Raw genomic sequence first — 25,814 nt, 5'->3', positions numbered from 1 at the left:
GAGGATAGCCGAAAGAAACGTGTTTCTTACAGGCGGTTTGGGGCGAAATTCGCCCCGATCCGCACGGAGGATGGTCTCATCGCCCCCGAACCAAGGAGCAGAGATGGCCATCGCCGACGTCTTCACCCCGCGCACCGCCCCCGTCGCCCCCGCCCGCGAGTTCGGCGCCGTGCCGCAGTACGACACCCCTGCGATGGCCGACCTGGTGGCCTGGGTCGACGAGGTCGCCCGCCTGACCCAGCCCGACGCGGTGCACTGGGTCGACGGCTCGCGGGCCGAGAACGATCGGCTGCTGCGGGCTCTCGTCGACGAGGGCAAGCTCATCCGGCTCAACCCCGAGTGGCGCCCCGGGTCGTACCTCGCCCGCTCCCACCCCGCCGACGTGGCGCGCACCGAAGGACGCACCTTCATCGCCTCCGAGCGTGAAGACGACGCCGGCCCCACGAACAACTGGGCGCCGCCCGCCGAGATGCGCGAGAAGATGCGCGAGGTCTTCGCCGGCTCGATGCGCGGCCGCACCATGTACGTCGTGCCCTTCTCGATGGGCGCCGTCGGCGGCCCCCTCTCGCACATCGGTGTGCAGATCACCGACAGCGCCTACGCGGTGGCCTCGATCGGGATCATGACCCGGGTCGGCGACGCCGTCACGCGCCGGATCGCAGAGGGCGCGGAGTGGGTGCGCACGGTGCACTCGGTCGGTGCTCCGCTGGCGCCGGGGCAGCCCGACGTCCAGTGGCCGTGCAACGACGAGAAGTACATCGTGCACTTCCCCGACACGCTCGAGGTCTTCTCGTACGGGTCGGGCTACGGCGGGAACGCCATCCTCGCCAAGAAGTGCTTCGCGCTGCGCATCGCCTCGGTGATCGCTCGAGACGAGGGCTGGCTCGCCGAGCACATGCTGCTCATCCGCGTCATCGATCCCCAGGGCCGCGCGTTCCACGTGGCGGCGGCGTTCCCGTCGGCGTGCGGCAAGACGAACCTGGCGATGATGCGCCCGACCATTCCGGGCTGGCGCGTCGAGACGCTCGGCGACGACATCGCCTGGATCCGCCCCGGCGACGACGGCCGCCTGTGGGCGATCAACCCCGAGGCCGGGTTCTTCGGGGTAGCACCGGGCACGGGCGAGTCGACCAACGTCACCGCCGTCGAGACGCTGTGGGGCAACACGATCTTCACGAACGTCGCGCTGCGCCCCGACGGCGACGTGTGGTGGGAGGGGCTCACCGACCAGGCGCCCGCCGAGCTGATCGACTGGGAGGGGAACCCCTGGACGCCCGACTCCGGTCGTCCGGCCGCGCATCCCAACTCGCGCTTCACCGTGTCGGCGGCGCAGTGCCCCCAGATCGCCGAGGACTGGGAGGAGGCGGTGCCGCTCGACGTCATCCTGTTCGGCGGTCGCCGCGCCACCAACGTCCCGCTCGTCGTCGAGGCGACCGACTGGACCCACGGGGTGTTCCTCGGCTCGAACATCTCGTCCGAGCGCACCGCTGCCGCCGAGGGAACCGTCGGCGAGCTGCGTCGCGACCCGTTCGCCATGCTGCCGTTCTGCGGGTACAACATGGCCGACTACTTCGCGCACTGGCTGAAGGTCGGGCGCGGCCTGCGCTTCGACCGCGCCCCGCGCATCTTCCAGGTCAACTGGTTCCGCCGGGGCGACGACGGACGCTTCCTCTGGCCGGGATTCGGTGAGAACGCCCGCGTGATCGACTGGATCATCCGCCGCGTGGCCGGCGAGGTTCCCGCCGTCGACAGCCCCATCGGCCGCCTTCCGCGGGTCGATGACCTCGACCTCGACGCCCTCGACATCGCGCCGGCCGATCTCGACGAGCTGTTCTCGGTCGACCCGGCGGCCTGGGCCACCGAGGCCGACCTGACCGAGGAGTTCTACGACACCTTCGGCGAGCGGCTGCCGGCGGCGCTGCGCACCGAACTCGCCTCGCTGCGCTACCGGCTCTCGCGGAACTGAGACACGGTCGCGCGGTCGCGCGGCACCAGACCAGGCGTCGATTCGGGGGAGTCGTCGTCTCGGGCCTGCGGGCCCCCACCCGCGACGGCGGGATGTCGGAGACGAACCCATGGCTGAGTGGTCTCCGGTATCCCGCCGTCGCGGCACGTCCGCCCGACGATGCGGGTGTCAGGCCAGCAGCTGGTGACGCGCGAGGTCGCGATACAGCGGCGTCGACTCGACCAGTTCAGCATGGGTGCCCTGACCGACGACCTCGCCGTCCTGCAGCACGACGATCAGGTCGCTGTCGACGACGGTCGAGAGACGGTGGGCGATCACGACGAGCGTTCGGTCGGTCGAGACGGCATCGATCGCCTCGCGCATGCGCTGCTCGTTGACGCCGTCGAGCGACGACGTCGACTCGTCGAGCAGCAGGATGGGGGCGTCGGTGAGCAGGGCGCGCGCGATCGCGAGTCGCTGACGCTCGCCGCCCGAGAGCATCACCCCGTCTTCGCCCACCGGTGACTGAAGTCCCAGAGGGGAGCGTTCGAGCACGTCGCCGAGGTTGACCGCGCGCAGCACGCGCTCGCAGTCCGCGTCGGACGCCGAGGGTGAGGCGAGCCGCAGGTTGTCGGCGAGGGTGCCGGCGAGGGTCGGGGCGTCCTGCTCGACGTAGCCGAAGTGCGCGCGCAGTTCGTCGCGCGGGTAGGTGCGGGCGTCGTGCCCGTTCACCCGGATGGACCCGCCGGTGGGGTCGTAGAAGCGCTCGACGAGCGCGAGGATCGTGCTCTTGCCCGCCCCGCTGGGGCCGACCAGCGCGACCCGCGCGCCGTGCGGCACCGTGAACGACACCCCGCGCAGCACCTCGGCGGAGGTGGGACCGTCGGTCGCCGCGCCGCCTCCGGCCGTCTCGGGCCGTTCGAGGTGGGCGTCCTCGAGCAGTTCGCGCGCCGCGCGCGCAGCCGCCTCGCGTGCGGCGACGACGTTGTCGGGGTAGCGGAAGTGCACGTCGCGGAACTCCAGCGCCGCGGCGTCAGGGTCGGCGCCGGTGCGGGGGAGATCGGCGGCGATGCGGGCGTCGTCCTGGGTCTCGGTCGGCAGATCGAGCACCTCCTGGATGCGGCCTAGGGCTCCGAGCGCCTGGTTCACGGAGGTGATGGCGCCGAAGGTGGTCGCGAGCGGCATCACGAGCAGGAAGAGGAACATGATGAACGCGATCAGCGAGGCGATCGACAGCGCCCCGGCTGCCACCCGGAACCCGCCGACCCCGAGCACCACGATCAGCGACAGCTGCAGCGCGATGCCCGCGACGGGCACGACGAGCGACGAGATCTTCGCGATGCGCACGCCGATGCCGTACGCCTCGTCGGCGGTCTGCGAGACGGCGGCGGTCTCACGCTCGGTCGCACCGGACGCGCGGATCGTGCGGATCGAACCCACGGCGCGCTCGACGCCGGACGCGAGCTCGCCGACCTTCTGCTGCTGTGCGGTCGACGCGGTGCGGATGCGCCCGCTGAGGGCGACCACGACCACCACCGAGACGCCGATCACGACCGCGATGAGCAGCAGCAGCACCGGGTCGATCACGAGCATCGCGACGAGGGCGCCGACGAAGAGCACCGCGCTGCCCACGGCATCCGCGAGACCCTGGGTGAGCACGGCGTAGAGCAGCGTCGTGTCGGTGCCGACCCGCGACACGAGGTCGCCGGTGCGGCGCGCGTCGAACTCCGAGGTCGGCAGGTGCAGGATGCGCGCGATCAGCTTGCGTCGGCTGGAGAGCACCACGGCCGTTCCCGTGCGCTGCAGGAGGTAGTGCTGGAAGCCCGAGATGACCGATGACACGATCACGAAGCCGATCAGCAGCCACACCAGGATGCCCAGGGTGCCTCCCGACTGCACCGCCTCGATGACCTGGCCCACCAGCAGCGGCTGCACGAGCGAGGTCGCGGCGCCGAAGACGCTGAGCACCGCCACCACCACGAGGGTGCGCTTGTGCTCGAAGAGGAAGGGGAGGAGCTGGCGGAAGGTGGCGCGCGGGCCGTCGTGCTGCGCGCCGCGTCCGCGTCGGCGTTCGGTCGCCGTCCGAGACATGAGAGACCTCGTTCTGGAGAAAAGGGGTACTACGACCGTACTTCGTGCAGAGGGGGGCGGTGATCGTTCAGGCGCGTCCGAAGCGCCGGTGCGCGGCCTGCTTCGAGACTCCGAGGGCGCCGGCGATGGCCTGCCACGAGTACCCGGCGAGGCGCGCGCGGCGCACCTGCGCCTCTTCGGCCCGCGCGAGCTCGCGGCGCAGCCCGGTCAGGCGGTGCAGTTCGGCGATCGGCTCACCCTCGGGGTCGGTGGCGATGGCGGTGCGGATGCTCATGGCGTTCTCCTCTCGATCGTCAACGTTAGGTGACGAGCCCTCAGGAAGTCAATACGTGTTGACGCGCGTGCTGCGACAGACTGGAGGGATGCTGTCGACCCCTCCGCTCCGCCCCGGCGACCGCGTCGCCGTGCTCTCGCCCGCATTCGCCGCCCCGGCCGTCGCGCCCGCGCTGCACGAGCAGGCATTGCGGCGCTTCTCCGACCTCACCGGCCTGGTGCCCGTGGAGTTCCCGACCACACGCCGCCTCGACGCCTCGCCCGAGGACCGCGCCGCCGACGTGAACGCCGCGTTCGCCGATCCGAGCATCCGCGCCATCGTCGCGACGATCGGCGGCGACGACCAGGTGCTCGTCGTGCCGCATCTCGATCCGACTCTCGCGCTCGCCGACCCCAAGCCGTTCCTCGGGTACAGCGACAACACGAACATCCTCAACTGGCTCTGGGGCCTCGGCATCCCCGGGTACTACGGCGGGTCGACCGCCGTGCATCTCGGACCGGGCCCGGCGGTCGACGACGTGCACCTGCGATCGCTGCGCGCCGCACTGCTCGACCGCGCGACGCTCGAGATCACCGAGCCGGGCGAGTCGGAGGACGTCGGACGCCGGTGGGACGACCCCCGGGCCCTGTCGGAGTACGGGGAACGCTCGCCCGTGGTGCCGTGGAGCTGGGCCGGACCGCAGAAGGTCGTCTCCGGCCGCACCTGGGGCGGATGCCTCGAGGTGCTCGACCAGCTGGCGCTCGCCGACCGGCTGCCGTCCGTCGCCGACCTGCAGGGCGCGATCCTGCTCGTCGAGACCAGCGAGGAGCGGCCGTCGGCGAGCTGGGTGAAGCGCTGGATGCGGGGCCTGGGGGAGCGCGGCATCCTCTCGGCCGTGGCGGGCGTCGTGGTCGCGCGGCCGCCCGTGAGCGATTTTGAGGTGCATCCGTCGCCGTCCGAAGCGCAGGCCCTCCGCGACGCGCAGCGCGATGCGGTGATCGAGCAGGTGGCCCGCTACAACCCCGACGGGGTCGTGGTGGTGGGCCCGCCGTTCGGGCACACGCGTCCGCAGTGGATCGTCCCGTACGGCGGCACGATGACCCTCGACGCCCCCGCCCGCCGCGTCCTGGCCGCCTACTGATTCCCCCCCCACACACACACGAACGCTCCCGTCGCACTTTCTGTCGCCTGCCGGAGCAGGCAGCGACAGAAAGTGCGACGGGAGCGGCTGTTCGAGAGGGGTCAGGGCTGGGGCGCCGCGGCGACACCCAGGTCGGACTCGTAGTCGTGGTCCTTCGTCTCGGGCGAGAGCAGCAACGCGATGAAGGTCAGCACTCCCATCGCCGAGAGGTAGAGACCGACCAGCCAGGGCTCACCGCCGCCGAGCTGCCACAGCCACACCGCGATGAGCGGTGCGACGGCCGCGCCGAGGATCGACGAGACGTTGTACGAGATCGCCGACCCCGTGTAGCGCACGTTCGTCGGGAACAGTTCGGGCAGCAGTGCGCCCATCGGGCCGAACGTCGCACCCATGAGCATGAACCCGAACACGAGGAACGCCTGCGTCAGCGCGCCGCTGAACTTCGGGTCGAGGGTCGGCAGCAGGAAGAGGTTGAACGACAGGCCGAACACGATGATGAGGCCGGTCACCCACATCAGCAGCTTGCGGCGGCCGATGGCGTCGGCGATCGGGCCCGACAGCAGCGTGAAGATGCCGAAGAAGACGACGCCGATGATCTGCATGAGCACGAGGTCGGTGTAGCCGAAGCCGAGGCCCGGGTAGAACTGGGCGGCGAACTTCGCCGGGTCGAAGGCCGTCCCGGCGGCCTCGGCGGCGGCCTGGGCAGCGGCGGATGCCGTCTCGAGCGACGCCGGCTTGGTGCCGTAGGTCAGCGTGAAGTTCGTCATCAGGTAGAACAGCACGTACGTCGCCAGCATGATGAACGTGCCGAGGATGAGCTGCTTCCAGTGGTGACGGAAGACGGTGCCGAGCGGCAGCTTGCGGATCGCGCCGGTCGACTCGGCCTTTTTGAAGGTGTCGGACTCGACGAGCTTGAGGCGCACCCACAGGCCGATGATGACCATGACGGCCGAGAAGAGGAACGGGATGCGCCAGCCCCACTCGAGGAACGCCTCGGAGCGCTGCGCGGGGTTCTCGGGGTGGGGGAGCAGCCAGTTGATGCTGAGGAAGAGGAAGTTGGCGATGATGAAGCCGAGCGGTGCGCCGAGCTGCGGGAAGGTGCCGTACCAGGCCCGCTTGCCCTTCGGCGCGTTCTCGGTCGCGACGAGCGCGGCGCCGGACCACTCGCCGCCGAGCGCGAAGCCCTGGGCGAGACGCATCACGAGCAGCAGCAGCGCGGCCCACCAGTTGATCTGCTGATAGGTCGGCAGCACGCCGATGAGGAATGTCGCGATGCCCATCGTCAGCAGCGACGCGACGAGGGTCGCCTTGCGGCCGTACTTGTCGCCGAAGTGGCCGAAGACGATCGCGCCGATCGGACGGGCGACCATGGCGGCCCCGAACACGCCGAACGAGGCGAGGAGGGAGGTGGTGTCGTTGCCCGTCGGGAAGAACAGGATCGGGAACACGAGCACGGCCGCCGTGGCGTACGCGTAGAAGTCGTAGAACTCGATCGTCGTGCCGACCAGGCTCGCGGTGATGACACGCGAGCGCGGATTCGCCGGCGCTGTGGTGGTACTCATGGGGCTCCTTCGATAGCCGCCCTGGTATACCAGGGCACCCGCGGGAGTCTACGCCTTCCTGGGAGTTCCCTGGACGCGCATTACCGGTGAGGGCGTACGAAGAGGCCGGCGTGTGGTCGGAGGGTCAGCGCCAGATGACCGCGATCGCCGCGTTCGCGGCGGTGAGCAGCCCGACGAGCCAGAACATGGCGTCGGGGACGGATGCTCCGCGCTTCTGGCGCGCCCCGCCGATACCGAGCAGCGCGCCGATCACGAGCAGGATCACGAGCTTCACGCCGATCTTGACGTAGTTCAGCTCGTACGAGACACCCCACGGGGCGGCCAGCGCCAGCCCGGCGACCGCGGCGATGGTCATGCCGATCGTCATGAGGCGCGTGAATTCGCGCTTCCCGCCGAAGGCCTGCACCGCCCACGCGCCAAAGAGCACGGCGAAGCCGATCAGGTGGACGAACACGACGACGTGGCGCAGGGTCTCCATGACCCTCACGCTACGAGTCGGCCCGGCACGGTCGCCAGTGAGGGAAGGCTCGCCTCAGCCGCGCAGATCGGCGATCACGCGCGCCGTGCGCAGCGCCGCATCGGCCGCCTCGGCCCCCTTGTCCTCCTTCGAACCCGCAAGCCCCGCGCGGTCGAGGCCCTGCTGCTCGTCGTCGAGGGTGAGCACGCCGAATCCGACGGGCTTGCCTGCGTCGAGCGACACGCGCGTGAGGCCGTCGGTCGTCGCGGCCGACACGTACTCGAAGTGCGGGGTGCCCCCGCGGATGATCACGCCGAGCGCGACCACGGCATCCGCCCCGCCCGCGAAGGCCGTCTGGGCGGCGACGGCGAGCTCGAACGACCCGGGCACGCGCACCAGGCGGTGCGATGCCTGCGCCTCGTCGAGCACGCGCACGGCACCGGCGATCAGACCGTCGGTGATGGTGTCGTGCCAGGTGCCGGCGACGATGACGACGTCCAGACCCCGGCCGTCGATGTTCCCGGTCTTCGGTGCTCCTGCGCCGCTCATGCGTCGTCCTTTCCTTCTGCGAGGGCGGCCTTCAGCTCGTCCTCGCCGATGATGTGACCCATGCGGTCACGCTTGGTCTCGAGATACTGGTGGTTGTTGGGGCCGACGCCGACGATCAGGGGCACCTGCTCGACGACGTCGAGGCCGAGCGCCCGCAACTGGTTCACCTTGTCGACGTTGTTGGTCAGCAGGCGCACCTTCGACACGCCCAGATCCGACAAGATGCCGGCTGCGGCGGCGTATTCGCGGGCGTCGGCGGGTAGACCCAGCGCGAGGTTGGCGTCGACCGTGTCGAGGCCCTCCTCCTGCAGGCTGTACGCCCGCAGCTTGTTGATGAGGCCGATACCGCGGCCCTCGTGTCCGCGCATGTAGATGACGATGCCGCCGTCCTTCTCGATCGCCTGCAGTGCGGCGTCGAGCTGCGGCCCGCACTCGCACTTGAGCGACCCGAAGGCCTCGCCGGTGAGGCACTCGGAGTGCACGCGCACGAGCGCGGTCTCGCCGGGCTCTCCCGCGACGACCGCGATGTGGTCGGTGCCCGAGACGCGGTCCTTGTAGGCGAGGAACCGGAAGGTGCCGTGCGACGTGGGCACGGTCGCGTCGGCGCGGAGGCTCACGCGACGGTTGCGCACCGGACCTGCGTCGCCCCGCGGGTCGACCTGGTTCAGGTGGTCGATGAGCTGCTCGATGGTGATGACGGGCACCCCGTCGCGCGCCCCGAGTTCGAGCAAGCCGGGCATGCGCATCATGCTGCCGTCTTCGGCGACGACCTCGGCGATCGCGCCGACGGGCTGCAGGCCGGCGAGGCGCATCAGGTCGACGGCGGCCTCGGTGTGTCCGTTGCGCTCGCGCACTCCGCCGTCGACCGCGCGCAGCGGTAGGACGTGGCCGGGGCGGATGATGCTGGTGGGCGTCGACGAGGGGTCGGCCAGGACGTTGAGGGTGTGCGCGCGGTCGTGTGCGCTGATGCCCGTCGTGACGCCCTCGGCGGCGTCGACGCTCACGGTGTATGCGGTCGAGCGGGCGTCTTCGTTGGCCGCCACCATCGGCGGGAGGTTGAGGCCGTCGGCGAGGTCGGCGGGCATGGGTGCGCAGATGAACCCCGACGACCACCGCACGGTCCACGCCACCCACTCGGGGGTGGCAAGTTCGGCCGAGAGGATTACGTCGCCCTCGTTCTCGCGGTTCTCGTCATCGGCGACGAGCACGGGGCGGCCCGCGCGCAGGGCGTCGAGGGCGTCGGCGATCGTGGAAAGGCTCATCGCGAGCCTCCTTCCGGTGCGGCCCGGAAGGCGAGCAGGCGCTCGACGTGACGGGCGAGGATGTCGGTCTCGAGGTTCACACGGTCGCCGACCGCGCGTGCGCCGAGGGTCGTGGCGGCGAGGGTCTCGGGGATGAGCGACACCTCGAACCAGGGGGCGGCGTCTGCCGGGTCGCTCACCGCGCTCACCGTCAGCGAGGTGCCGTCGACCGAGATCGACCCCTTGTCGACGACGAGGGGCGCGAGATCGGCGGGGAGGGAGATGCGCAGCACGCTCCACTGGGCGCCGGGACGCACCTCGCGCACCTCGCCGACACCGTCCACATGACCTTGCACGATGTGGCCGCCGAGTCGCGCGCCGACCGGCATCGCCTTCTCGATGTTGACGCGGGTGCCCACGGTCGCGGTGCCGAGCGCGGCGACGTCGAGGGTCTGCTTCATCACATCGGCGTCGAACGTGTCGGGGGTGGAGCCCACCACGGTGAGGCACACGCCCGACACGGCGATCGACTCGCCGTGCACGGCGTCGGCGGCGGCCTTCGGGGCGCGCACGGTGAGACGCCACCCGTCGCCCGCGGGCGCGATGGCGGTGATCTCGCCGATCTCCTCGATGATTCCGGTGAACATCAGTCGGCTCCTTCGATGGGGGCGGAGGGGTGTGCGATCGCGAGCAGGTCGGCGCCGAGCGGCATCCATTCGTCGATCGTCAGGCGGCGGGCGTCGGTCATGCTGCCGACGCCGATGTCGCCGAGAGAGAGGCGGCGGCCGCCGAGCAGCACGGGGGCGATGTAGGCGAGCACCCGGTCGGCGAGGCCCGCCGCGATGAACGCACTCGCGAGGGTCGGGCCGCCCTCGACGAACACGCTCTGGATGCCCCGGGAGTGCAAGTCGGCGAGCACCGCGTCGAGGTCGTGCGTGGCGTAGAACAACGGCGGATGCGGATGCCGTCGCACCGCCGCGTCCGCGGGGGTCTCGGTCGTCCCGATCACCACCGGCACGGGCTGGCGGGGGTGGAGCGCATCGCCGTCGCGGGCGGTGAGGGCGGGGTCGTCGGCGAGCACGGTGCCGGTGCCCACGACGATGGCGTCGGATGCTGCGCGGCGGCGGTGCACGTCGGCGCGGGCGTCGGGGCCGGTGATCCACCTGCTCGACCCGTCGTCGGCCGCCGCACGGCCGTCGAGGCTCTGCGCCCACTTCACCGTGACGTGGGGGCGACCGAGTCGCTGCGCGGTGAGCCAACCCGCGATGAGCTCGTGCGCGGCCGCGGCCTGCTCGCCGGACTCGACCTCGACACCGGCGGCGCGCAGCCGATCGGCGCCGCCGCCCGACACCGCGCCCGGGTCGTCGAGGGCGTAGACCACGCGGGCGACGCCCGCCTCGATGAGCGCGACGGCGCACGGGCCGGTGCGACCCGTGTGGTTGCAGGGTTCGAGGGTCACCACGGCGGTGGCGCCTCGCGCCGCGCCGGGGGCGAGTGTGGACAGCGCGTCGACCTCCGCGTGCGGCGTACCGGCTCCGTGGTGCCAGCCCTCGGCGATCACCTCGCCCGCAGGGGAGAGGATGACGGCGCCCACCTGCGGGTTCACGCCCCGGGGTCCTCGTCCGGCGAGGTCGAGCGCGCGGCGCATGGCCCGCTGCTCGGTCTCGTTCACTGGCATCCGTCGTCCTCCTGTGAGGCTCCGGGGTGCAGGAAGGCGCGCGCGGACGCGTCCCGTGCTGCCTCCCTTCCGGACTAGCGGGATTTCTCCCGCATCACCGTCGGTCCCGGAATTCCACCGGATCGGCCCCGAGGTCTCCCTCGGCGCTCGCGGACTGTCACCGCCGGTTCGGATTCCCACCGACCCCGGAGCACGTTGATGTTCTGAGTGTAGTCAACGCGTCCGGCCGGATTTCATTCCGCGTCGACGGTGAGCGCGCTCGCCGCCGAGATCGCGCGCAGCGAGCGTTCGAGCGGCCGGCGGGGGTCGAGGGCGTAGTGGCCGTCGCCGAACAGCTCGACCGTGGCGAGGCCCTCGTACCCGTGAGCGCCGAGCGAGCCCACGATCTCACCCAACGGCAGGTCGCCGTCTCCCCACGCAGGTGCCCGGTGGGCGAGCCGTCGATGAGGTGCACGTGCCGTACGCGCTCGCCGAGGTGCGCGAAGTAGTCGTCGATCGAGTCGCCCGCCGCGGCGGCGGCCACCGTGTCGAGGGCGACGCCGAGGTTCGCCGCCGACACCTCGTCGAGCATCCGCGCGGCGTCGACCGCACGCGTGACCAGGTTCGACTCCACCCGCTGCAGGGGCTCGAGCACGCAGGAGAGTCCGAGCGACGCGGCGTACGCGGTGATTTCGCCGAGGGCATCCGCCGCACGCCGCCACGCGTCGTCCCTCGGCTCGTCCTCGCGGCCGCGCCCGGAGGTGAGGAACAGCATCGGGGCGCCGAGTTCGACGGCCAGCTGCGCAGCTCGACGGAACGTGTCGATGCTCTGCGCACGCAGATCGTCATCGGCGGCTGCGATGTTCACGGGGTATGCCACCTGCTCGGGGGTGAAGCACGCGACGTCGAGACCCCGGGCGGCCGCCGCGATGCGGATGCTCCGGGCATCCGCATCGCTCATCCGCGGCACGTGCGCGTGCGGGGCGACGCCCCACAGCTCGATTCGCGTGCGACCGAGCTCGGCCATGTCGTCGAGGCACCGGTCGAGCGCGTGGTGCTGATACGAGAAGTTCGACCCGCAGATCCGGTCGATCAGCGGGGCCGTCACTTGCCGATCCCCTCCGACAGGCCCTTGATGAAGTACCGCTGGCTCGCGAAGAACAGCACGATCACGGGCAGCGCGGCCATCACCATCCCGGCGAACACCACCGGGTAGTCGGTGCCGTGCTTGCTCATGAGGCTGGTGAGCCCGACGGGCAGCGTCTGCACGCCGGTGCCACTGGTGAACACCATCGCGAACAGGTACTCGTTCCAGGCGAAGAGCACGTGCAGGATGACGGTGGAGATGATGATCGGCTTGCACATGGGCAGGGTGATGCGCCAGAACGTCGTCCATCGGCTCGCGCCGTCCATCTCGGCCGCCTCGTCGACCTCGCGAGGCAGATCGACCATGTACGCGCGGATGAGGAAGGTCGTGAACGGGATGCGGAAGGCCGTGTACAGGATCAGCAGCGCCCAGAACGTGTTGTACAGCCCCATCGCCTGGAACATGCGCACGAGCGGTACGAGTGCGACCGCCGGGGCGAGCATGAGCCCGCCGAGGATGACGAACGACGCGGTGCGGCCGAAGGGCATCCGCACCCGGGTGAGGCCGAACGCCGCCCAGGCGCTGATGAACACCGTCGCGATCGTCGAGGTGACCGTCACCAGCACGCTCGCCATGAGGTAGTCGCTGACGCCACGGTTCCAGGCGTCGGCGTAGTTCTCCCAGTCGAGCTGGAGGGGCAGCGCGAACGGGTTGCCGAACAGCTCGGCGTTGGTCTTGAAGCCGTTCATGACCATCCACAGCAGCGGGTAGGCGACCACCACCACGAGCGCGAGTAGGAACGACCAGAGGAAGACGCGGCCGATGACCGCGAGGAACCCGGTGCGACTCATCAGAACTCCACCTTCTTGCGTCGGGTGTACCAGAGCTGTGCGACGGCGATGACGAGGGTCACGACGAAGATCACGGTGGCGATCGCGGCGGCGTACCCGAAGTCGTTGCGCACGAACCCGCTGCGGTACAGCCACGTCGACAGCACCTGGGTCGAGTTGTTCGGGCCGCCGCTCGTCATGACCATGACCTCGTTGAAGACCTGGAAGGCACCCGAGACGGTGACGATGATCATGAGCCCCGTCATCTCGCGCACGAGCGGCACGGTGACGTGGAAAAACCGGCGGACCGGACCGATGCCGTCCAGCGCTGCCGCCTCGTACAGTTCGCCGGGCACGCGCTGGATGGCGACGGCGAACAGCAGCGTCGAGTAGCCGAAGCCCTGCCACTGGCTCATCGCGATGATCGCGACCATGGCCGTCGATTCCTGCCCGAGCCACGGCTGCACGAGGGCATCCAGTCCGATCGCCGACAGCAGGTGGTTGAGCATGCCGAGGTTCGGCTCGTAGATGAAGTAGAACAGCAGGCCGGCAACCGTGAGCGAGATCGCCGACGGCACGAAGTAGATGGCGCGGAGCGCCTTGCGCCAGCGGGTGCTGCGGAGGCTCTCGATCATGGCCGCGAGCACGAGGGCTCCGCACACCTGGAAGACGATCGAGAGCACGGCGTAGAGCAGGTTGTTGCCGAGTGCCGACCAGAACACCGGGTCGCCGAAGAGCTTCTCGTAGTTCTCCAACCCGACGAACTCCGAGGTGCCGGAGTAGATGTCCCATTCCTGCGTCGAGAACGCGAGGTTCTGCATGAGCGGCAGGTAGACGAACACGCCGAGCACGACGACGGCGGGCACCACCCAGGCGAGCGATGCCAGGCGCGCGGCGCGTCCCCGCACGGCGCGTCCGGCCGGGCGCCGGCCGCGTCCCGGCGCGATGATGGCCTCGGTGACCGTCGGGGGCAGGCGCAGGCCCGCCCCCGACGGCGCCTCAGCGAGCGGAGTCGTTCGCTGCTCGGACACTCTCGAGCACTTCCTCGGGGCTGGTGCTGCCGCTGATGACGGCCTCGCCGCCGGCGAGCCACGCGTCGGCGACCTCTGGCGCGGTGACGGTGTCGAGCCAGCCGACGAGCTGGGACGCCTCGTTCACCTGGGTGATGCCCTCGAACACGGCGCGGCTCGACGTCTGCTCGGTCACGGCGCCGACGACCGCGCTGGGCTGTCCGTAGGGGAGGGCCGAGAGCATCTCGGCGTGCGCGGGCTCGGTGGCGAACTTCATGAAGTCGACCGCGAGGGCCGCCTGGGGCGAGCGCGCGTTGATCAGGTAGCCCTCCGGGGCGCCTTCGATGCCCTCGGGGTCGCCCGCGGCGCCGTCGGGGACGGGCAGCGGGAAGATGCCGAAGTCGTCGGTGGTCAGCGTCGCTCCCTCGACCGTCACGGTGTCGAACTCGAGCACCTCTTGGTAGTACATCGCCGCACGGCCGCCGGCCAGCGCCTCCTGCGCCGTGGTGTAGAGCACCCCGTTGGTGCCGTTGCCGGTGTCGGTGCAGTCGTTCACCAGCGTCTGCAGCTGTTCGAGCGACTCGACGTAGCCCGGGTCGGTCCACTCGGCGGTCTCGGGGTCGAAGTCGGCCTTAAGCACGTCGGAGGGCACGTTGTACGCGAACAGCTGCTGCAGGTAGTGCAGCGCCGGCCACCCGTCCTTGTTGCCGAAGGCGATGGGCTCGTACCCGGCGGCCCGGAGGGGCTCGCACGACGCGATGAGCTCGTCGAAGGTGGTGGGAACCTCGATGCCGGCGGCCGCGAAGGCGCTCTTGCTGTAGCCCATGAACTTGCCGTTGTTGTAGAGCGGGATGCCGTAGTACTTGCCGTCGCTCTGGAACGCCGAGAGCGATGCCTCGCCGAAGCGGTCGCCCCACTCGGTGCCGGGCGCGATCACCTCGCTGAGGTCGGCCGCGAGTCCGCCGTCGATGAAGTTCTGCGCCCAGTCGCCGGTCCACGTGAAGTAGATGTCGGGGAGGGCGCCGGACGCGGTGAGGGTCTTGGTCTTGTCCTTGACCGACTGATCGGTCTCCTGGATGAGTTCGACCTCGACGTCGGGGTGCTCCTCCTCGTACGCGGCGGCGATCTCCTCGAAGTAGGCCTGGAGGGGCTCTCCGCCGAACTTCGTGAGGATCGACAGCTTGCCCGCGTAGACGGGGTCGGCGGTGATGTCCGCCGCCGGGGCGGGGGAACCTCCGGCGCAGCCCGCGAGCAGCACGGCGGATGCTGCGACCGCGGCGGCGGCGATCGGGAGGGGGCGTGTGGTGCGCATGGTCTGCCTCTCTGCAGGGCGGTGCGGTCCGCGGTGCCGCGGACACCGATCCGCCGTTGGAATGTCGGTGCGTGCCTTGTCGAGCGAGTGTAGCGAAAAGCTGGTACCGGTACCAGTGCTCCCTCAGAAAATCTTCGCGCCGTGTCGTGCGGCCTGATTTCGCGGTGGTTGACCGGAGGTTCCCGGATGTGTCAGCATGTCGCCTACCTGATACCGGTACCACATTCCGTGGGTGCAATGACGCCCGCACGAAAGGATCGATGATGCTCAAGTTCGACGAGGACGCCTTCCGCACGCAGATCGCGAGCGCGGTGGCGTTGCGACCGCAGATCGAGGAGCTGGTCGATCAGCTGCTCGCGAAGGGGATCGACAACGTGCTCCTGGTCGGCGCCGGGGGCACGTACAGCCAGATGTGGCCCTACGAGCTGATGGCGCGCGAACGCTCCACCCTGCCGGTGCGCTCGGCGATCGCCGCCGAACTCGTCGTCGCCGGCGACGCCCTGCTGGGCGAGCGCACCGCCGCCGTGTTCACGTCGGTCACGGGCACGACGGAAGACGTGATCCGCGCGATGGAGTACGTCACCGCGGCCGGCGCCACGACGATCTCCTTCACCGGGCACGCCGACTCGCCCATCGCGACCGGCGCCCACCACTCGCTGACCTCCGAGCCGAAGACCTGGCCGTTCGACATGCAGCTGCTGCTGCTGATCGGACGCCTGCTGCACACACGCGGCGAATTCGACGGCTACCCCTCCCTCGCCGACGAACTCGTGCACCTTCCCGACGCGCTCGTCGCCGCCGCCGAGCAGGCCGAGCCCGCGGCCGCGGCGTTCGCCGACGCGCACAAGGACACCGACTACTACTTCCTCATCGGGGGTGGACCGCTCTGGTCGTTCACGTACCTGTACTCGATGTGCATCCTCGAGGAGATGCAGTGGCTGCGGACGACCCGCGTGCACAGCGCCGAGTTCTTCCACGGCTCGCTCGAGCTGCTCGAGAAGGACACCGCGGTCATCATCTTCCAGGGCGAGGACCGCACGCGCCCCCTCACCGACCGCGCGCAGGCGTTCGCCGAGCGCATCTCGGAGGACGTGTCGGTCTTCGACACCCGCGAGTACGCGCTCGAGGGCTTCAGCCCCGAGAACCGCGCCCTCATCGCACCGATCGTGCTCGACACGGTGATGGGGCGGGTGAGCAAGCACCTCGAGCGCGTGCGCGACCACTCGCTCGACCTGCGTCGCTACTACCGCGTCATGGACTACTGAGACGAGAAGGATCCCGTGATGCGTGTGCTGGGCTTCGGCGACAACATCGTCGACCGCTTCCTCGACCGGCGGATCGAGTATCCGGGTGGGAACGCGGTGAACGTGGCCGTCTACGCCCGTCGTCTCGGCGCGCACGCCGAGTACCTCGGCGTGTTCGGCGACGACGAGCTCGGCGCGTTCCTGCGCGCATCGATCGAGGACGCCGGCGTCCCGACTCCCCGTTGCGTGGTGCGCGGCGGGGGGTCGGGGGTGTCGTCGCTCCGTGTGATCGACGGCGACCGCGTGTTCCTCGGCTGGAACGGGGGAGGGGTGACCGTCGAGCATCCGATCGATCTCGCCGACGGGCGCGACACCTATGCGGCGTCGTTCGACGTCGTGCACACCAGCGTCTACTCCCGCACGGAGGACGAGCTCCCGCGGCTGCGGTCGCTCGGGGTGCTGGTGAGCTTCGACGCGTCGAGCGAGGACGAGTTCCGCGACGGCGCCTATCTGGACCGGGTGGCGCCCTTCGCCGATCTCGTGCTGTTCTCGTGTTCGGGGATGACGGACGCCGACGCGTTCGCCCTGCTCGACGACGCGATCGCACGCGGCGCGGGGCTGGCCGTCGCCACCCGCGGCACCGACTCGGCGCTGGTCACCGACGGCACCGTGCGATGCCTGGCCCCGGCCGAGCGCGTCGCCGACGATGCGCTCGTCGACACCATGGGATGCGGCGACGCGTTCCTCGCCGGGTTCCTCGTCGCGCTCCATGCGTCGGGATGGCGGCGGGATGCTCCCGCCTCCGAAGACGCCCTCCGCTCCGCGCTGCATGCGGGGGCCGCGTCCGCCCGCGAGCAGTGCTTCGTCGAAGGGGCCTTCGGGCGTGGACGCCCGGCGGGGGAAGTCGCCCCCGCTAACATGTGGTGAATCCGTGATGAGGAGAGGGTCGAGGGCGATGGCATCCGAACACTCCGTCCCCCCGACCATCTCCGAGGTCGCGGCGGCCGCCGGGGTCGGTCGCTCGACCGCGGCCCGCACGCTCGGCGGTTACGGCTACGTCAGCCCCGAACTGCGCGAGAGGGTGCTCGCCGCCGCCGAGCGGCTCGGATATCGGGCCAACGCCCTGGCCCGCAGTATGTCGACGGGCGTCACGCAGACGCTGGGGGTGATCGTCGCCGACATCGCCAACCCGTTCTTCGGCGGGGTGGTGCGCGGCATCTCCGACGCGTCCCGCGCCCGGGGCTTCGAGACGCTCGTGCTCAGCACGCACGAGGATCTCGCTGAGGAGATCGCGGCGACCGACGTCCTCATCGACAAGCGCGTCGACGGCATCGTCGTGGCCTCGGCCGCGCTCGACGTCGGCTCGGCGGCGCACATCCAGCAGGCCCGCGACCGCGGCATCCCGGTCGTGCTCGTCGACCGCGCGGTGACGGGGCTGCTGCTCGACACGGTCGTGATCGACAACCGCGCGGCGGCGCGAGACGCGGTCGCGAAGCTGGTCGCTGCCGGCCACCGCCGGATCGGTTTCGTGTGGGGGCCGCCTCTGGAAGAGCGGCCGCAGCGTCGCCGGGAACTCACCGACGTCGCGGCCCGCAACCTGTGGACCGATGCGCAGCGCCTGCAGGGGTACCTCGACGCCCTCGACGACGCGGGGCTCCTCTTCGACGCCGACCTCGTGATGGTGGGGCGCAAGACCGAGGAGAACGCCGAGGCCGAGGTCACCCGCATGCTGGCCCTCGAGCACCCGCCCACCGCGCTGTTCTGCACCGAGAACGACGCGGTCACCGGGTCGCTGCGGGCCCTGCGCTCGGCGGGGCTGCGCGTCGCCGACGACATCTCGCTGATCGGCTTCGACGACAGCTCGTGGGCTGCGGTGATGGAGCCGCCGCTGACGATGATCGAGCAGCCCACGCTCGCTCTCGGCACGCGCGCCGCCGACGTGCTGTTCGCGGCGATCGACGGCGAGTCCCCGGCGCCGCAGGTGCACACCCTGCGCACGCGCTACGTCGAACGCGCATCGGTCGCCGCTCCGCCCGGCCGCTGAGCGTCGCTACTTCAGCAGGCGGGACAGCCGGCGGTCGGCGAGCACCTTGCCGCCGGTCTGGCAGGTCGCGCAGTACTCGAGCGAGCGATCGGCGAAGAACACGCTGCGCACGGTGTCGCCGCAGACCGGGCACGTCTCGCCGCGGCGGGCGTGCACCTGCATGCCGCGGCGCTTGGCGTCTTTCAGATCGGCCGGCGGTTTTCCCGATGCCGCGGCCACGGCCTCGCGCAGGGTGGTCTGCATCGCGGCGAACAGGCGGTCCACCTCGTCGTCGTCGAGCGTCGCGGCGATCGCGTACGGCGACATGCGCGCGGCGTGCAGGATCTCGTCGGAGTATGCGTTGCCGATCCCCGCGATGACGGCCTGATCGCGCAGCAGGCCCTTGATCTGGGTGCGTTTGCCGGCGAGCAGGCCGCCGAACGTCGCGCGCGTGAAGGCGTCGTCGAGCGGGTCGGGGCCCAGCCGGGCAATGCCGGGCACCTCGTCGGGATCGCGCACCACGTACACGGCGAGCGACTTCTTCGACCCCGCCTCGGTGAGGTCGAAGCCGCTGTCGTCGTCGAGCGCGACCCGCAGCGCGATCGGGGTCTTGCCCGGCTTGATGATCGTCGCGGGGAGCGTCTCGTACCAGCGCAGCCAGCCCGCCTTCGCCAGGTGGAACACGAGATGCAGCTCGGCACCGCACGAGAGCACGACGAACTTTCCCCGGCGCGTCGCGGACGTGATCTCGGCGCCGTGCAGCGCCGTGTTCGGCGGGTCGTACGTCTTCAGCGCGGCGATCGCCGCGACGGTCGTTCGGACGATCGTGCGTCCGACCGCGCGCTCGCCGAGGAAGTCGACGAGCCCCTGCACCTCCGGCATCTCGGGCATGCGAACATCCTGCCACCCGCATCCGACGCCGTCACCCGCGGGAGCGTCAGAGAACGGGCCACGCCGCGGGCGCCCGGTCATCGGAGGCCAGCAGACCGGCCACCCACCCGTCGTCGCGCCCGCGAGGGCTGGTCAATCCCTGCCGCATCAGCCCCTCGTAGCGGAACCCGAGTGCGCGGGCGGCCCGAGCGGACGCGACGTTGCCGACCACGGCGCGCCAGGTTAGTCGCGCGAGTCCCCGCTCGGTGAACCCCCAGTCGATGACTTCGCGCGGCGCCTCCACGACGTAGCCTCGGCCGCGGGCGGGGTCGGCGACCCAGAAGCCCAGCTCGGCATGACCGCCCGCCGGATGCTCGGTGATGTGGTGCAGTCCGATCGATGCGACCAGCTCCTCTCCGGCGTGCGCGATCCACGTGGTGTGCGAGCCGTCGGCCCCGCGCGGCCCCACCGGCTGCGGGATCGAAATCGCACGGGAAACGGCCTGCGGGCGTGCCATTTCGATCCCGCACCGGATGACGGGGCGCGGAGCCGGTGTCGGAGGGGGGAAGTAGGCTTGTCCGGTGACTGTTCCGGGGATTCTGCGCGCCTTGGAAGAGGCGTCTCTGTACCGCGATGCGCTCGGCTGGGCGCACACCGACGCCGATCTGGGCATGGTCGACGGGCTCGACGCCCCGACGCTCGCGGGCCTCCTCGAGAAGAGGCATGCCGCGGGGCATCCGCGCGCCCTCCTCGCGGTCGTCCCCACGGGACGCCGGGCCGAGAGTCTCGGTCAGGCGCTCCAGGCCTACATCCCCGACGCCGAGGTGCTCACCTTCCCCGCGTGGGAGACGTTGCCCCACGAGCGGCTGAGCCCGAGCCCCGACACGGTCGGCGTGCGGCTGCAGACCCTCCGCCGCATCCGCGAGTGGGAGGGCGAGCATCCGCTGGTCGTCGTCGCGTCGGTGCGGGCCGCGCTGCAGCCGATCGCCGGCAATCTCGGCGAGATCGATCCGCTCGAGCTGACCGTCGGAGGCCGAGGACACGAGCTCGACACCGTCGCCGCCCTGCTCGTCGAACGTGCCTATTCGCGCGTCGACATGGTGTCGCGCCGCGGCGAGTTCGCGGTGCGCGGCGGCATCCTCGACGTCTTCCCGCCCACCTCCGATCACCCGTTCCGCGTCGAGTTCTTCGGCGACGAGGTCGATCAGATCCGGGCTTTCTCGGTCGCCGATCAGCGCTCGCTGCCCGGCGACATCCCGTCTGTCGACCTGCCGCCGAGCCGTGAGCTGCTGCTCACCGACGCGGTGCGCGACCGTGCGCGGGCCCTCATCGGCCAGTTCCCGGCGATCGCCGGGATGCTCGAGAAGATGGCAGAGGGCATCCCCGTCGAGGGTATGGAGTCGCTGCTGCCGGCGGTCTCCGGGCCGCTCGTCACGCTTGCGGAGTACCTTCCCGCGGGCAGTGCCACGGCCGTCGTCGACCCCGAGCGATCGAGCGCCCGCGCCATCACGCTCGGCGAGACGAACCGGGAGTTCCTCGACGCGGCGTGGAGCGCCGCGACGTCGGGGGCATCCGCCCCGATCGATCTCGGCGCGGGCGACTTCCTGACGATCGCCCGGCTGCGCGAGGTCGTGCGCGACCGCGGCGGCGTGTGGTGGCGGCTGAGCCCGTTCGGCGCCGGCCTCGGAGAGGATGACACCGAGGCCGCCAACCTCGACGCGGCTGTCATCCCGTCGTTCCACGGCAACGTCGACGGCGCCATCTCGTTCGTCGGCCAGCGGGTGTCGGAGGGCTGGCGCGTCGTCGTGCTGGCGGCGGGCTCCGGCCTCGTCGACCGTGCGCGCGATGTGCTCGCCGACCGCGGCATCGCCGCGAGGGTGCTGCCCGAACTCAACGACGCCCCCGAGCCGGGTGTCGCCACCCTCGTGACCGGATCGGTCGAGGCCGGGTTCCAGATCGCCGAGGCGAAGCTCGCCGTGCTCACCGACAACGAGTTCTACGGGCGCACGATCGGCGGCGACCAGCGCGTGGTCAAGAAGCTCGCGTCGCGGCGCAAGAACGTCGTCGATCCGCTGCAGCTCAAGCCCGGCGACTTCGTCGTGCACAACACGCACGGCATCGGGCGGTTCGTCGAGATGACGAAGCGCGAGGTGTCGACCGGCGGTCGCAACGCCACGAAGTCGACCCGCGACTACCTCGTGCTCGAGTACGCGCCGTCGAAGCGCGGATACCCCGGCGACAAGCTGTTCGTGCCCACCGACCAGCTTGACCTGCTGTCGAAGTACGTCGGCGGCGAGGGGCCGACGCTGTCGAAGATGGGCGGCAGCGACTGGGCGCAGGCGAAGGGCAAGGCGCGCAAGGCCGTGCGCGACATCGCCGTCGAACTCGTCAAGCTGTACTCGGCCCGCATGAGTGCCAAGGGTCACGCGTTCGGACCCGACACCCCGTGGCAGCGCGAGCTGGAGGAGGCGTTCCCGTTCGCCGAGACCGCCGACCAGCTGCAGACGATCGACGAGATCAAGGCCGACATGGAGCGGCCCATCCCCATGGATCGGCTGCTGTCCGGCGATGTGGGCTTCGGCAAGACCGAGGTGGCCGTGCGCGCCGCCTTCAAGGCCATTCAGGACGGCAAGCAGGTCGCGATGCTCGTGCCGACCACCCTGCTCGTCAAGCAGCACCTCGAGACGTTCACCGAGCGCTTCGCCGGGTTCCCCGTGAAGGTGCGACCGCTCTCGCGCTTCCAGACCGACAAGGAGGCGAAGCTCACGCTGCAGGGCCTCCTCGACGGCACCGTCGACATGGTCATCGGCACGCACCGCATCCTCACCGACCAGGTGATGTTCAAAGACCTCGGTCTGCTCATCATCGACGAGGAGCAGCGCTTCGGCGTCGAGCACAAGGATGCGCTGAAGAAGCTCAAGACGAACGTCGACATCCTCGCCATGAGCGCCACTCCCATCCCGCGCACGCTGGAGATGGCGGTCACCGGCATCCGCGAGATGTCGACCCTGGCGACCCCGCCCGAGGACCGGCACCCGATCCTGTCGTTCGTCGGACCGCGGAGCGACAAGCAGATCGCCGCCGCGATCCGCCGCGAGATCCTGCGCGAGGGCCAGGTGTTCTTCGTGCACAACCGGGTGCAGTCCATTCAGCGCGTCGCCGCGCAGCTCGCCGAGCTGGTGCCCGAAGCTCGGATCGCCGTCGCGCACGGCCAGATGGGCGAGCACGCGCTGGAGCAGGTCGTCGACGACTTCTGGGAGCGAAAGTTCGACGTGCTCGTGTCGACCACGATCATCGAGACGGGCCTCGACATCTCGAACGCGAACACGATCATCATCGACCGTGCCGACAAGTACGGCCTCAGTCAGCTGCACCAGCTGCGTGGTCGTGTGGGTCGCGGGCGCGAGCGGGCCTACGCCTACTTCCTCTACGACGACCTCAAGCCGCTCAGCGAGACGGCCGCGGATCGCCTGCAGACCATCGCCGTGAACAACGACCTGGGGTCGGGCATGCAGGTCGCCCTGAAAGACCTCGAGCTGCGCGGCGCCGGCAACCTGCTCGGCGGCGAGCAGGCCGGTCACATCGCGGGCGTGGGGTTCGACCTCTATCTGCGCATGATCGGCGAGGCCGTCGCGACGTTCCGCGGAGAGGAGGTCGACGCGGGCCAGGAGCTGCGGCTCGAGCTGCCGCTCGACGCGCGCATCCCCGAGCACTACATCGACAGTGAGCGGCTGCGCCTCGAGGCCTATCAGAAGCTGTCGGCGGCCTCGGTCGCGACCGCGAAGGACGAGGCGATCGACCTCGTCATCGACGAGCTGACCGACCGTTACGGCACGCCGCCCGAAGAGGTGGAGGGGCTCATCGCGATCGCGCGCTTGCGCCGTCGCGCGGCCCGCGCGGGGCTTGCCGACGTCGTGGTCATGGGGTCGAACCTGCGGATCGCCCCGGCGCGGCTCGAGGACTCCATCAAGGTGCGGCTGCAGCGCCTCTACCCGAAGGCGAAGCTCGTGGCCGGGGGAGAGGCGCTCGTCGTGCCGATGCCGACGGTCCCTGCAGCGGTCGGCGTGGGGCTGGAGCCTCTGCCCGACGCCGAGCTGCTGGCCTGGGTCGAGCAGCTCTTCACCGCGATCTTCCCGGAGCCCGTCCCGGTCGCCGCGGAGTGAGCGGCATCCGCCCGTCGCGGTAGCGGGCGGATCGGATGCCGTCAACCCGGGTGCGGGTCGGACGGAAGCGGGGGATGCTGAGGGACATGTGGATCCTCCTCATCATCCTGCTCATCGTCTGGGCCGGCCTCGCCGTCTTCGGCTTCGTGGTCAAGGGCCTCCTCTGGCTCGCCGTGCTGGGGATTGTGCTGTTCCTCGCGACGCTGGTGATCGGGTGGTTGCGCCGGACGGCGCAGGCGAAGGACTGAGACTCCCGGAGCCGCGCTCGCGGACTCGGTGACGGACGAGGGGCGTCCTCCAGTGACGGAGGACGCCCCTCGTGGCGTCTGCGCCGTTCGGTCCTCTCCAATCTCCCGGGCAGCAACGAACTGACGGAGTCCGCGGTCGGAAAGCTGGGCAACTGCTTCACCTCCCGTGATGAGGTGAACGGTAACTTGGGCGATGGTGCCAAGGAGTGACGATGCCACACGATGACCTGACTGCGGACGACGTCCTCGATCTGATCGACGCTCACCTTCCTGCAGCGACGCAGGTGCGCAAGAAGTCGGAATTCGAGCTCGGTTTCGTGCTGTACGACGCATTCGCAATCCGCGGATCTTACGACGATTATGGGCGCGGAAACTGGGGTTTTCATATCGAACTGGGCGGTGATGCGACGGTGTCGAGAGTCCTTGGTCGGAAACTGACGTTGTGCGGGACGCGAGATGCCGTGCTGGCCGCGCTCGAGACGATTGACGGCTACGCGCGGTTGCGACTCGGGTCGGAGTACCTTGCTGCTTACTCGGCTTCATCCGCTCGGTGAACGTCGCGATTGCCTCCATCGGTCGGAAGCCGCGCTCAGAAAGCCGAAGGCCGCCTCCCCGGATCGGGAGGCGGCCTTCGTATGTGCAGTGGCGCGGGGCATCCGATGTTCGGAGCCCCGCTCGGCCCGCAGCGGTCAGATGACGCCCTGGGCCAGCATGGCCGCGGCGACGCGCTCGAAGCCCGCGATGTTCGCGCCCGCGACGTAGTCTCCGGCGACGCCGTAGCGATCAGCCGCGTCGAACGACGCGCGGTGGATGTCGCCCATGATCTCGCGCAGCTTGTTCTCGCTGTCGCCGAAAGTCCATCGCTGGCGGGACGCGTTCTGGCTCATCTCGAGCGCCGAGGTCGCGACGCCGCCGGCGTTCGCGGCCTTACCGGGGGCGAACAGCACTCCCGCCTTCTGGAAGGCCTCGACCGCCTCGGGCACGCAGGGCATGTTCGCGCCCTCCGACACGGCACGCACACCGTTCGCGATGAGGGCCTCGGCATCGGCGAGGGTCACCTCGTTCTGCGTCGCGGAGGGCACGGCGATGTCGACCGGCACCTCCCACACGCGGCCGCCCTCGACGAAGCGTGCGCCCGGACGCCGGTTGGCGTACTCGACGATGCGGCCGCGCTCGACCTCCTTGATCTGGCGCAGCAGGTCGACGTCGATCCCCGCGTCGTCGACGACGTACCCCGACGAGTCGGAGGCTGTCACGGGCCGCGCGCCCAGCTGCGTGGCCTTCTGGATTGCGTAGATGGCGACGTTGCCCGAGCCCGAGATGCCGACGCGCTTGCCGTCGAACGAGTCGTTCTTGACCGCCAGCATCTCCTGCGCGAAGAAGACCGCGCCGTACCCGGTGGCCTCGGTGCGCACTTCGGCGCCACCCCAGCCCGTTCCCTTGCCGGTGAACATGCCGGACTCGTGACGGTTGGTGACCTTGCGGTACTGGCCGAACAGGTAGCCGATCTCGCGGCCGCCCACGCCGATGTCACCCGCGGGCACGTCGGTGTGCTCGCCGAGGTGGCGGTACAGCTCGTTCATGAACGACTGGCAGAACCGCATCACCTCGGCGTTCGAGCGGCCGTGCGGGTCGAAGTCCGATCCGCCCTTGCCGCCGCCGATGCCCTGGCCGGTGAGGGCGTTCTTGAAGATCTGCTCGAACCCCAGGAACTTGATGATCGAGAGGTTCACCGACGGGTGGAAACGCAGTCCGCCCTTGTACGGTCCGAGGACCGACGAGAACTGGATGCGGTAGCCGCGGTTGACGTGCAGCTTCCCGGCGTCGTCGACCCACGGCACGCGGAAGAGGATCTGACGCTCCGGCTCGACGAGCCGCTCGAGGATGCCTCCGTCGACGTACTCGGGGTGGGCGTCGAGCACCGGAGCGATGGAGTGGAGCACCTCGTGCACGGCCTGGTGGAACTCGGGCTCGTGCGGGCTGCGGGAGAGCACGGTGTCGAAGACCGGCTGCACGGCGGCGTCGAGGGGGTGGAAGGATGCGGAGGACGTTGCGGTCACGCGGGGAACTCTCTGGGTGGGGGACTGTGGTGCGGCGATCGTGTCGCGTGAGGCTGCGCCGGATCAGGCGG

Annotated in this window: 23 protein-coding genes and 1 riboswitch; of the genes, 8 read left to right on the top strand and 15 right to left on the bottom strand. The window is 70.3% G+C overall.

Annotated features, from left to right (window positions below; genetic code table 11):
• The first annotated feature begins 103 nt into the window (after nucleotides 1-103).
• A complete protein-coding gene (locus AC3A3J_RS13465) occupies nucleotides 104-1,966 on the top strand; it encodes a phosphoenolpyruvate carboxykinase (GTP) (RefSeq protein ID WP_487672752.1) in 1,863 nt (620 codons plus the stop codon).
• Between the two features lie 168 nt (nucleotides 1,967-2,134).
• On the opposite strand, the gene AC3A3J_RS13460 is transcribed toward AC3A3J_RS13465, so the two are convergent.
• Nucleotides 2,135-4,036 carry an ABC transporter ATP-binding protein gene (locus AC3A3J_RS13460; protein WP_487672751.1) on the bottom strand — a complete coding sequence of 634 codons (1,902 nt, stop codon included), beginning with the start codon at nucleotides 4,034-4,036 and terminating at the stop codon, nucleotides 2,135-2,137.
• A gap of 67 nt (nucleotides 4,037-4,103) precedes the next feature.
• Complete coding sequence (locus tag AC3A3J_RS13455) at nucleotides 4,104-4,310, bottom strand: AsnC family protein (protein WP_487672750.1); 207 nt, start codon at nucleotides 4,308-4,310, stop codon at nucleotides 4,104-4,106.
• 88 nt (nucleotides 4,311-4,398) lie between these two features.
• On the opposite strand from AC3A3J_RS13455, the gene AC3A3J_RS13450 reads away from it, so the two are divergent.
• Nucleotides 4,399-5,430 carry a S66 family peptidase gene (locus tag AC3A3J_RS13450; RefSeq protein ID WP_487672749.1) on the top strand — a complete coding sequence of 344 codons (1,032 nt, stop codon included), beginning with the start codon at nucleotides 4,399-4,401 and terminating at the stop codon, nucleotides 5,428-5,430.
• A 101-nt stretch (nucleotides 5,431-5,531) separates the two neighbouring features.
• On the opposite strand, the gene AC3A3J_RS13445 is transcribed toward AC3A3J_RS13450, so the two are convergent.
• The 10 genes from AC3A3J_RS13445 to AC3A3J_RS13400 form a co-directional block, all read right to left on the bottom strand.
• Entirely contained in the window at nucleotides 5,532-6,992 is a 1,461-nt protein-coding gene (locus AC3A3J_RS13445) for an MFS transporter (protein ID WP_487672748.1), read from the bottom strand.
• Between the two features lie 124 nt (nucleotides 6,993-7,116).
• Nucleotides 7,117-7,470 carry a Fe-S protein gene (locus tag AC3A3J_RS13440; protein WP_487672747.1) on the bottom strand — a complete coding sequence of 118 codons (354 nt, stop codon included), beginning with the start codon at nucleotides 7,468-7,470 and terminating at the stop codon, nucleotides 7,117-7,119.
• Nucleotides 7,471-7,524: 54 nt separating this feature from the next.
• The gene (ribH, locus tag AC3A3J_RS13435; RefSeq protein WP_487672746.1) at nucleotides 7,525-7,998 is read right to left on the bottom strand and encodes a 6,7-dimethyl-8-ribityllumazine synthase; all 474 of its coding nucleotides are present in this window, start codon (nucleotides 7,996-7,998) and stop codon (nucleotides 7,525-7,527) included.
• On the bottom strand, nucleotides 7,995-9,260 hold the full coding sequence (gene ribA, locus AC3A3J_RS13430) for a GTP cyclohydrolase II (protein WP_487672745.1): 1,266 nt from the start codon (nucleotides 9,258-9,260) through the stop codon (nucleotides 7,995-7,997). Before ribA ends, ribH begins: the two co-directional genes overlap by 4 nt.
• Entirely contained in the window at nucleotides 9,257-9,886 is a 630-nt protein-coding gene (locus AC3A3J_RS13425) for a riboflavin synthase (protein ID WP_487672744.1), read from the bottom strand. Before AC3A3J_RS13425 ends, ribA begins: the two co-directional genes overlap by 4 nt.
• Nucleotides 9,886-10,917, bottom strand: coding sequence for a bifunctional diaminohydroxyphosphoribosylaminopyrimidine deaminase/5-amino-6-(5-phosphoribosylamino)uracil reductase RibD (ribD, locus tag AC3A3J_RS13420; RefSeq protein ID WP_487672743.1), 1,032 nt, complete (start codon nucleotides 10,915-10,917; stop codon nucleotides 9,886-9,888). The genes AC3A3J_RS13425 and ribD overlap by 1 nt, the downstream gene beginning before the upstream one ends.
• Before the next feature lie 52 nt (nucleotides 10,918-10,969).
• A riboswitch (FMN riboswitch) is annotated at nucleotides 10,970-11,114 on the bottom strand.
• Entirely contained in the window at nucleotides 11,075-12,004 is a 930-nt protein-coding gene (locus AC3A3J_RS13415) for a TIM barrel protein (protein ID WP_487672742.1), read from the bottom strand. It overlaps the preceding riboswitch by 40 nt.
• Nucleotides 12,001-12,834 carry a carbohydrate ABC transporter permease gene (locus AC3A3J_RS13410; RefSeq protein ID WP_314646220.1) on the bottom strand — a complete coding sequence of 278 codons (834 nt, stop codon included), beginning with the start codon at nucleotides 12,832-12,834 and terminating at the stop codon, nucleotides 12,001-12,003. The genes AC3A3J_RS13415 and AC3A3J_RS13410 overlap by 4 nt, the downstream gene beginning before the upstream one ends.
• Nucleotides 12,834-13,844: a carbohydrate ABC transporter permease gene (locus AC3A3J_RS13405; RefSeq protein ID WP_487672741.1), complete on the bottom strand. Its 1,011-nt coding sequence runs from the start codon at nucleotides 13,842-13,844 to the stop codon at nucleotides 12,834-12,836. The genes AC3A3J_RS13410 and AC3A3J_RS13405 overlap by 1 nt, the downstream gene beginning before the upstream one ends.
• The gene (locus tag AC3A3J_RS13400) at nucleotides 13,813-15,135 is read right to left on the bottom strand and encodes an ABC transporter substrate-binding protein (protein ID WP_487672740.1); all 1,323 of its coding nucleotides are present in this window, start codon (nucleotides 15,133-15,135) and stop codon (nucleotides 13,813-13,815) included. Before AC3A3J_RS13400 ends, AC3A3J_RS13405 begins: the two co-directional genes overlap by 32 nt.
• A gap of 260 nt (nucleotides 15,136-15,395) precedes the next feature.
• On the opposite strand from AC3A3J_RS13400, the gene AC3A3J_RS13395 reads away from it, so the two are divergent.
• The 3 genes from AC3A3J_RS13395 to AC3A3J_RS13385 are packed head-to-tail and all read left to right on the top strand — an operon-like array spanning nucleotide 15,396 to nucleotide 18,423.
• Nucleotides 15,396-16,400 (top strand): SIS domain-containing protein, encoded by a 1,005-nt coding sequence (locus tag AC3A3J_RS13395; protein WP_487672739.1) that lies wholly within the window; start codon nucleotides 15,396-15,398, stop codon nucleotides 16,398-16,400.
• 18 nt (nucleotides 16,401-16,418) lie between these two features.
• Complete coding sequence (locus AC3A3J_RS13390; RefSeq protein ID WP_487673116.1) at nucleotides 16,419-17,306, top strand: PfkB family carbohydrate kinase; 888 nt, start codon at nucleotides 16,419-16,421, stop codon at nucleotides 17,304-17,306.
• A gap of 28 nt (nucleotides 17,307-17,334) precedes the next feature.
• Nucleotides 17,335-18,423 carry a LacI family DNA-binding transcriptional regulator gene (locus AC3A3J_RS13385; RefSeq protein WP_487672738.1) on the top strand — a complete coding sequence of 363 codons (1,089 nt, stop codon included), beginning with the start codon at nucleotides 17,335-17,337 and terminating at the stop codon, nucleotides 18,421-18,423.
• A 6-nt stretch (nucleotides 18,424-18,429) separates the two neighbouring features.
• Here the strand turns inward: AC3A3J_RS13385 and AC3A3J_RS13380 are convergent, their stop codons facing one another.
• Both AC3A3J_RS13380 and AC3A3J_RS13375 read right to left on the bottom strand, forming a co-directional pair.
• The gene (locus AC3A3J_RS13380) at nucleotides 18,430-19,293 is read right to left on the bottom strand and encodes an Fpg/Nei family DNA glycosylase (protein ID WP_487672737.1); all 864 of its coding nucleotides are present in this window, start codon (nucleotides 19,291-19,293) and stop codon (nucleotides 18,430-18,432) included.
• Nucleotides 19,294-19,339: 46 nt separating this feature from the next.
• Nucleotides 19,340-19,789: a GNAT family N-acetyltransferase gene (locus AC3A3J_RS13375; protein ID WP_487672736.1), complete on the bottom strand. Its 450-nt coding sequence runs from the start codon at nucleotides 19,787-19,789 to the stop codon at nucleotides 19,340-19,342.
• Between the two features lie 64 nt (nucleotides 19,790-19,853).
• On the opposite strand from AC3A3J_RS13375, the gene mfd reads away from it, so the two are divergent.
• The 3 genes from mfd to AC3A3J_RS13360 all read left to right on the top strand — a co-directional run bounded on the left by mfd (nucleotide 19,854) and on the right by AC3A3J_RS13360 (nucleotide 24,237).
• Nucleotides 19,854-23,435: a transcription-repair coupling factor gene (gene mfd / locus AC3A3J_RS13370; RefSeq protein ID WP_487672735.1), complete on the top strand. Its 3,582-nt coding sequence runs from the start codon at nucleotides 19,854-19,856 to the stop codon at nucleotides 23,433-23,435.
• An 86-nt stretch (nucleotides 23,436-23,521) separates the two neighbouring features.
• Entirely contained in the window at nucleotides 23,522-23,683 is a 162-nt protein-coding gene (locus tag AC3A3J_RS13365; protein WP_487672734.1) for a hypothetical protein, read from the top strand.
• Nucleotides 23,684-23,895: 212 nt separating this feature from the next.
• Nucleotides 23,896-24,237 carry a hypothetical protein gene (locus AC3A3J_RS13360; protein ID WP_487672733.1) on the top strand — a complete coding sequence of 114 codons (342 nt, stop codon included), beginning with the start codon at nucleotides 23,896-23,898 and terminating at the stop codon, nucleotides 24,235-24,237.
• Nucleotides 24,238-24,372: 135 nt separating this feature from the next.
• Here the strand turns inward: AC3A3J_RS13360 and gdhA are convergent, their stop codons facing one another.
• The gene (gene gdhA, locus AC3A3J_RS13355) at nucleotides 24,373-25,743 is read right to left on the bottom strand and encodes an NADP-specific glutamate dehydrogenase (RefSeq protein WP_487672732.1); all 1,371 of its coding nucleotides are present in this window, start codon (nucleotides 25,741-25,743) and stop codon (nucleotides 24,373-24,375) included.
• Between the last annotated feature and the right edge of the window lie 71 nt (nucleotides 25,744-25,814).

This window comes from Microbacterium sp. Soil_N32, from assembly GCF_057655505.1.
This window is presented reverse-complemented; position numbering and strand designations above follow the sequence as displayed.